The following is a 6,637-nucleotide window of genomic DNA, read 5'->3' as shown; positions in this document are numbered from 1 at the left end:
GTCTCATCATAGTGGCCGGTAAAGAGGCTGACCTTTTCCTGCACCGAGCCGGGCGACATATAGACATCGCTGACATATTCGATGTTTTTCGGCTCGTGCCCGGTCTCTTCCAGCGCCTCGCGCCGCGCACAGGTCAGCGGATCGTCGCCATCGAGGAGGCCTGCGCACGCTTCGAGCAGGAATGCCGGGTCGCCATTGGCAAAGACGGGGTAGCGGAACTGACGCACCAGCAGCACCGTGCGCCGGGCGGGATTGAGCAGCAGGATGGAAGCAGCATTGCCGTGGTCGTAGTTCTCGCGGCTCAGCCGCTGCACCATGCCATCGTCGCGGCGATAGTCGAGCGTCGCCCGGGTCAGGCGCCCCCATGCGTTGGAAAGCACTTCCGTGCCGATGAGCTTGATCTTGTCGTTCATGGTTATTCCATAGCCTGGTTCGGCTGCAGGCTGGCGCAAATCCGCCGATTCTGGAATCGCCGGTTTCACTCCGCCCCGTTGCGCCGCGCTGCCATCCGGTCGGCGAGCGCGGTGTCACCGGCCTTTTCCAGCCTCTCGACCGCCCCATCGAAATCGCGCTGGTCGCGATTCTGGCTCAGCTTGGACTTGGCAATGGTCCGGGTTACTGCAATGCGGAAACCGACGATCTTGCCCAGCATGTCGGTCATATAGTCGTCGGGCGCATCCGCCATGCGCCAGGCCTTGTCGCCATTAAGCCGCCGCTCGTGCTGGCGCGTTAGCAGGCCCACGGCGGCGCGCTTGCTGCGCTCGTCGTGCTGAAAGCTGATCGTGCCATGCATATGGACGACCTGATAATTCCAGGTGGGCACATGCCGGTGGTGCTCGGCCTTGCTGGGATAGAAATTGGGCGAGACATAACCGTCGACGCCCTGGAAAATCACCAGCACGTCCTGCCCCTCGGCCACCAGCCGGTGCATGTCATTGGCAAGTGCGATGTGTCCGACGAGCGTCCCGTCCTTGTCGGCAAGGAGCGGCATGTGATTGGCAACGAGCGCGGCGGAGGTTTGCGCCACGACGCAGCCCAGCGGCGCCGCAGCGATGATATCGGCAATTTCGGCGGGGTCGATTTCCCTGAACTGCTCGGGCAGGTACATGCGTTTCCTCGGATCGTCAGCCGCCCAGCAGCAGCTTGGCGGCAATGCCCCACATGACGAGGGCGATAATGCCTTCAAGGATACGCCAGGCTGCGGGTTTGGCGAAGATGGGACGCAGGAAACCGGCGCCAAATCCGAGGGCAAAGAAAAACAGGAAGGATCCACTGATGGCGCCCGCCGCGAAAAAACCTTCGCGCCCCGTAAATTGGGTCGAAATGGTGCCCAGCAGCACGACGGTATCGAGATAGACATGCGGGTTGAGCCAGGTGATGGCCAGGCAGGCTGCCAACGTCGGCCCCAGCGCCTTGGCGGTCTCCGTTTCGCCCACGGCAAGGGCGCTATTCGACTTCAGCGCGGAATGGAGGCTTTTGGCGCCATACCAGATGAGAAAGGCCGCGCCGCCAAAGCGCATGACCGGATCGAGCCAGGGCAGGATGGCCGCAATGCGTCCAAAACTCGTGACGCCGAGGAGTATCAGAAGGGCATCCGAGAGCGCACAGGCAAGGGATACCGCAAAGACATGTTCGCCCTTGAGACCCTGACGCAAGACGAAGGCATTTTGGGCGCCGATGGCGACGATAAGGCTGAGGCCGACCGAAAGGCCGGCAAAGAAAGTCGGAAAGTCCATGGCCCTTCGCTAGTCGACAGAAGGGGGTAAGGCAAATTAATCTGGCTTATCCCAAATTAGCTGAGCTAATCAATGATCGACTATGCCGCCGCCCTTGCCGTTGCCCGCGTTGTCCAGACCGGCAGTTTCGAAAAGGCCGCAAGGAGCCTCAACGTTACGCCCTCGGCGATCTCCCAGCGGGTGCGCCTGCTCGAAGAGCGGCTCGGCACGGTGCTGATCGAGCGCGGCACGCCGTGCCTTGCGACCGAAAAGGGCGCGCGCCTCTGCCGCCATATGGAACTGGTCGGCATGCTCGAGACCGATCTCATGGGGCACCTGCCCGGATTGCTCGACAAGGAAAGCAACCCAATCAGCGTCGACATCGCCGTCAATGCCGATAGCCTCGGGACCTGGTTCATTCCCGCCGCCGCTGCTTTTTCTGCCAAGAACCCCACCATCATGCTCAATATCGCGGTGGACGATGAGGAGCACACGGCCGACTGGCTGCGGCGCGGGCGCGTGCTGGCCGCCGTGACGGCCCTTGCCGAGCCGGTCGCCGGCTGTCGCACCGTGCCGCTCGGGCGCCTGCGCTATCAGGCCAATGCGAGCCCGGAATTTGTCCGCCGCTATTTTCCCGATGGGGTAACGCCCGAAGCGATGCGCCGGGCGCCCGCCATCACCTTTAACCAGAAGGACTTTTTGCAGCGCGACTGGCTGGTCAGCACGTTTGGGTCGGATGTCGGCGGCTCCAGCCACTTCCTGCCCTCGACCCATGGCTTTGTCGATGCCTGCCTTCTGGGGTTTGGTTGGGGTCTTAATCCCGAACACCTCGTTCGCGATCACCTCGCTACGGGACGCCTTGTCGAACTTGTCCCCGGCGCGGGCCTCGATGTGTCGCTGCACTGGCAGGTCAGCCGCCTCGCCGCCGGACAGTTTTCTGATCTGACCAAAGCGGTGGTCGAAGCGGCGCGGCGCGAATTGCACTGAACGATTCTGGTATTTTCTGGAATTGCAGGGAGGGGATGCGCGCGACCCGGGAGGAGGGAAAGGCCGCGCGCATGTGGGGGCGAGGCCCCGTTCGTCAGAACTCGTTCCAGTCTTCGGCTGCCGCTCCCCCGAAATAGCTCCGCGCGGCCTTCTGTACTGACTTGATCAGGCCGCGCGCGCCCGCTGGTGCTGGTGCTGCTTGCTTGCCAACGGCGGCAGTTAGCTTCTCTGCGTTGCCATCGCGCAGCGTGAACGTCTCGACGATGCTGTCAACGCGCCCAGCCTGTCCTTCGGTCTGTTCGATCGCCGCGTTCATTTCTTCGACCAGCGCGGCATTGTGTTGGGTCATTTCGTCCATCTGACGAACCGCGACGTTCACCTCGGCTATGCCGGACGCTTGTGATTCGCTGTCGCGGGCGATGTGCTCCATCAGGTCAGCGGAGGATTTCACGCCGTCAATGATGTCGGAGAGGCGGCCGGCAACATCGGAGACCAGTTTTGAACCGCCCCGCACTTCGTCGGAACTCTGCTCGATCAATTGCTTGACGTCGGATGACGCCTGCGCAGCGTTCTGCGCAAGGCGCCGCACTTCTACGGCGACCACAGCAAAGCCCTTACCAGCCTCGCCGGCACGTGCAGCTTCGACCGAGGCGTTGAGAGCCAGCAGATTGGTCTGGAAGGCAATGTCGTCGATGAGGCCGATAATGTTCGAGATCTTGGCAGAAGAGCTCGAGATACGCCCCATGGCATCGGTGGCCTGCGACATGACATTGCTGCTGGCCTCGGCAATATCGGTCATCCGCACGGCATTGTTGCTGGCTTCACGGGCCCTTTCGGCGTTCAAGGTTACCGTTGTTGCCAATTGATCCATGGCCGACGCGGTTTCCTGAATGGTTGAGGCCTGGCGCGTGGTGCGCTCGGAGAGGTCGTTGGCACCAGCAAGGATTTCGCCGGTTGCCTGCTTCAATGCACCCGAAGTTTCGCGTAGCTGATGCGTAATGGATTCAAGTTTATCGGCAACACTATTGGTGCTTTGTTTGAGTTGGGCGAAGGCGCCGCTGTATTCACCAAGCATTCTGTCGCGAAGATCGGCGCGAGCCATTGCGCTGAGCACACGCTCTGCTTCGTCGAGTGCCTCCTCGATGGAGCTCATCATGCCATCAAGGTTGCCGGAAATGCGGTCGATCTCGGTATCACCGAAATGTGTCGCAAGGCGGCCGCTGAAATCACCGGCCATGGCTCGCTCGATCACATTGTCAAAAGCCTTCTGGAATTGGTCCATCATGCCGGCACGGGCGGCCATGTCATTGGCCCGAGACTGTTTCTCTTCTTCTGCCAACTGAACGTTGATGCCGTTCATGCGGAAGGTCTCGAGGGCGCGCGCCATTTCGCCCAGTTCGTTCTGAACCTGCGTGCCCTCAATGATGATATCGTAGTTGCCATCGGTGAGCCGTCCCATCGTCCCGGTGAGGCGCGAGAAGGTGCCGTTGAGCCAGCGGCCGGTAACGATCGCCAGGGCGATGCCGATCAAGAGCCCGATAGCGCTGATGATGGCGATGATGACGAGTTGCAGCGCCTCCTGCTCCGCGATGCGCGGCCCGAGTTCGTTCTGCGACTTGTGCGCCTTGGCCGATAGTCCGGAGAACAGCTCATAAAGGCTCGGACCGATGGAGGTAAGGCGGGATTTTTGCGGATGAAGCTTGGGGTCGCCGCCGCTCTGCGCGGAGGCTGCGATGGCTTCGAATCCTGCGGCATAGTCTGCGCCGAGCGACTTGGCTTCCTCCAGCGCGGCCACGGCCTCGGGATCATCATGAAAGAGCGCAGCTTCGGTCCCAGTACCGGCGTCGGTAATCTCGGCGACCGCACCACGCACCTTCGCTGCCCATTCGGGGGATGGATCGAGCAGGTAATTTAGAAAGTCGATTCGAAGAACGGATATGTCCCTGAGGTGTTCATCTATCGCAAGAGATTGTCGAGCGACGCCTCTATATTCTGAAAAGAGGTGCTCGGCCTGCGACATGAGGAATATGGATGCTGCACCTGTCATCAATATTAGTACGGTAAGGGCGCCAAATGCCCCATAAATACGTGACCGGACACTTCTGAAAACCCGCATAGAACCAATCTCCAGTTGATTGTGAAGATTGTGCTCTCTGTTAGTTACCAGATTGTTATAGGTAATTTCCCTGACACAGTACCCGTTCTAACAATTGTCAGTTTTGCTGACCTTGTTGTCTAATTTGTATTGTCGTATGAAAAGTAAGTATTCTATGACGTTGAAATATCGCGCACTTTGTTTCTAGCGAGGTACATAGCGGGGATCGCACACCTTGTGCGCTGTCCGAACAAAGTGCGGAGGGCGCCGAAAAATGAAAGAGGAGGGCCGCAGACGCTTTGATTTCGTAATAATTGAGAGCTAGAAACCTCGAATAATTCCAAACTAGCCGCGACCTCCTGTCGCGTCTTGCAAGGCCCCGGAAACGCCCATGTCGGTCAGAGCCCGCCCCACATCTCCGCACCTGCAGATCTATCGCTGGACGATCACGATGACGATGTCGATCTTCCATCGTGCGACAGGCATCGCCAATTACGCCGGCATGGCGCTGCTCGCCATCTGGCTGGTTGCCGCCGCGCTCGACCAGGAAGCGCTCAATCTTGTCAATGTCATCTATGGCAGCTGGTTCGGCCAGATCGTGCTCTTCGGCTTCACCTGGAGCCTGGTCCATCACATGGTGGGTGGCCTGCGCCACTGGGTGTGGGACTTTGCCGTGATGATGGAGCCCGGCCAGCGCGAGCTGATGGCCTGGGCCACGATCGCCGCTTCGGTGATCATCACCCTTCTCATCTGGACCGCGTTTGTGTGGATGGCCTGATCATGCGTGAAACTCCGATTACCCGCGACATGATCGCTGACCCCAAGACCCACTATGGCGATGCCAAGGCGTCGACGCGCCACTTCATTACCCAGCGCGTCACGGGCCTGATCAACGTCCTTTTCCTCGGTCTCCTGCTCTTCGTCGTCGTGCGCCTTGCCGGGCAGGATCGCGCCGACATGATCTCCGTCGTTGGCAATTTCTGGATCGGCGTGCCGCTGGCCGTGCTGATCGCCATTGCCGCGGTGCACATGCGCAATGGCATGCGCGATACGCTCGAAGATTACTTCGCCGGCTCCATGTATCGCCTGACCATGCTGCTCAACACGCTCTTCTGCCTGATCGTCGGCCTCGCCGGCGCTGGCGCCGTGCTTAAAATCGTCTTCTGGGGTTGATCGAAATGGCCAATTACGAACTGATCGACCACGAATTCGACGTGGTGGTGGTTGGCGCTGGTGGCGCCGGCCTCCGCGCAACCCTGGGCATGGCCGAGCAGGGTTTTAATACCGCCTGCATCACCAAGGTTTTCCCGACCCGCTCGCACACCGTCGCAGCCCAGGGCGGCATCGCCGCTTCGCTCCAGAACATGGGGCCCGATTCCTGGCAGTGGCACATGTACGACACCGTCAAGGGTTCGGACTGGCTCGGCGACAACGACGCCATGGAATATCTGGCGCGCGAAGCCCCGGCCGCCATTTACGAACTCGAGCACTACGGCGTGCCCTTTTCCCGCACCCAAGAGGGAAAGATCTACCAGCGCCCGTTCGGCGGCCACATGACCGAATTCGGCGATGGTCCGCCGGTGCAGCGCACCTGCGCCGCCGCCGACCGTACCGGCCACGCCATCCTGCACACGCTCTACGGCCAGTCGGTGAAGAACAATGCGGAGTTCTTCATCGAATATTTCGCGCTCGACCTCATCATGTCGGACGGGGTGTGCACTGGCGTCGTCGCCTGGAACCTCGATGACGGCACCATCCATCGCTTCTCGGCGAAGATGGTCGTGCTCGCCACCGGCGGCTACGGCCGCGCCTATTTCTCCGCCACCTCGGCGCACACCTG

The 6,637-nt window shown here is 60.6% G+C and carries 8 protein-coding genes; 4 read left to right on the top strand and 4 right to left on the bottom strand.

Annotated features, from left to right (window positions below; translation table 11 throughout):
- From J0I64_RS21575 to J0I64_RS21565, 3 genes are all read right to left on the bottom strand, one after another.
- On the bottom strand, positions 1–413 hold a 413-nt coding region (locus J0I64_RS21575), incomplete at its 3' end, for an NUDIX domain-containing protein (RefSeq protein WP_291412177.1).
- A 65-nt stretch (positions 414–478) separates the two neighbouring features.
- Positions 479–1,108: an FMN-binding negative transcriptional regulator gene (locus J0I64_RS21570; protein WP_291412175.1), complete on the bottom strand. Its 630-nt coding sequence runs from the start codon at positions 1,106–1,108 to the stop codon at positions 479–481.
- 16 nt (positions 1,109–1,124) lie between these two features.
- The gene (locus tag J0I64_RS21565) at positions 1,125–1,736 is read right to left on the bottom strand and encodes a LysE/ArgO family amino acid transporter (protein WP_291412173.1); all 612 of its coding nucleotides are present in this window, start codon (positions 1,734–1,736) and stop codon (positions 1,125–1,127) included.
- Positions 1,737–1,808: 72 nt separating this feature from the next.
- Here J0I64_RS21565 and J0I64_RS21560 point away from each other — a divergent pair, with 72 nt between their 5' ends.
- Positions 1,809–2,702, top strand: a complete 894-nt coding sequence (locus J0I64_RS21560) for a LysR family transcriptional regulator ArgP (RefSeq protein WP_291412171.1) — start codon at positions 1,809–1,811, stop codon at positions 2,700–2,702.
- 94 nt (positions 2,703–2,796) lie between these two features.
- Here the strand turns inward: J0I64_RS21560 and J0I64_RS21555 are convergent, their stop codons facing one another.
- The gene (locus tag J0I64_RS21555) at positions 2,797–4,575 is read right to left on the bottom strand and encodes a methyl-accepting chemotaxis protein (RefSeq protein ID WP_291412168.1); all 1,779 of its coding nucleotides are present in this window, start codon (positions 4,573–4,575) and stop codon (positions 2,797–2,799) included.
- Between the two features lie 613 nt (positions 4,576–5,188).
- Here J0I64_RS21555 and sdhC point away from each other — a divergent pair.
- The 3 genes from sdhC to J0I64_RS21540 form a co-directional block, all read left to right on the top strand.
- Entirely contained in the window at positions 5,189–5,575 is a 387-nt protein-coding gene (sdhC, locus tag J0I64_RS21550; protein ID WP_291412166.1) for a succinate dehydrogenase, cytochrome b556 subunit, read from the top strand.
- Positions 5,576–5,577: 2 nt separating this feature from the next.
- Positions 5,578–5,970, top strand: coding sequence for a succinate dehydrogenase, hydrophobic membrane anchor protein (sdhD, locus tag J0I64_RS21545; RefSeq protein WP_291412164.1), 393 nt, complete (start codon positions 5,578–5,580; stop codon positions 5,968–5,970).
- Positions 5,971–5,975: 5 nt separating this feature from the next.
- Positions 5,976–6,637: FAD-binding protein (locus tag J0I64_RS21540; protein WP_291412162.1), on the top strand; the 662-nt coding region annotated here is incomplete at its 3' end.

The sequence above is a fragment of the Devosia sp. genome (genome assembly GCF_017307565.1).
Classification (GTDB): Bacteria; Pseudomonadota; Alphaproteobacteria; order Rhizobiales; family Devosiaceae; genus Devosia.
Note: the sequence above shows the minus strand (reverse complement) of the source record. Positions and strands in the feature narration are given on the sequence as shown.

What these genes read in the sequence shown, in the direction of transcription:
- sdhD (WP_291412164.1), top strand. Translation starts at nt 5,578, where the DNA reads ATGCGTGAAACTCCGATTACCCGCGACATGATCGCTGACCCCAAGACC.
- J0I64_RS21560 (WP_291412171.1), top strand. Translation starts at nt 1,809, where the DNA reads ATGATCGACTATGCCGCCGCCCTTGCCGTTGCCCGCGTTGTCCAGACC.
- sdhC (WP_291412166.1), top strand. Translation starts at nt 5,189, where the DNA reads ATGTCGGTCAGAGCCCGCCCCACATCTCCGCACCTGCAGATCTATCGC.
- J0I64_RS21570 (WP_291412175.1), bottom strand. Translation starts at nt 1,108, where the DNA reads ATGTACCTGCCCGAGCAGTTCAGGGAAATCGACCCCGCCGAAATTGCC.
- J0I64_RS21565 (WP_291412173.1), bottom strand. Translation starts at nt 1,736, where the DNA reads ATGGACTTTCCGACTTTCTTTGCCGGCCTTTCGGTCGGCCTCAGCCTT.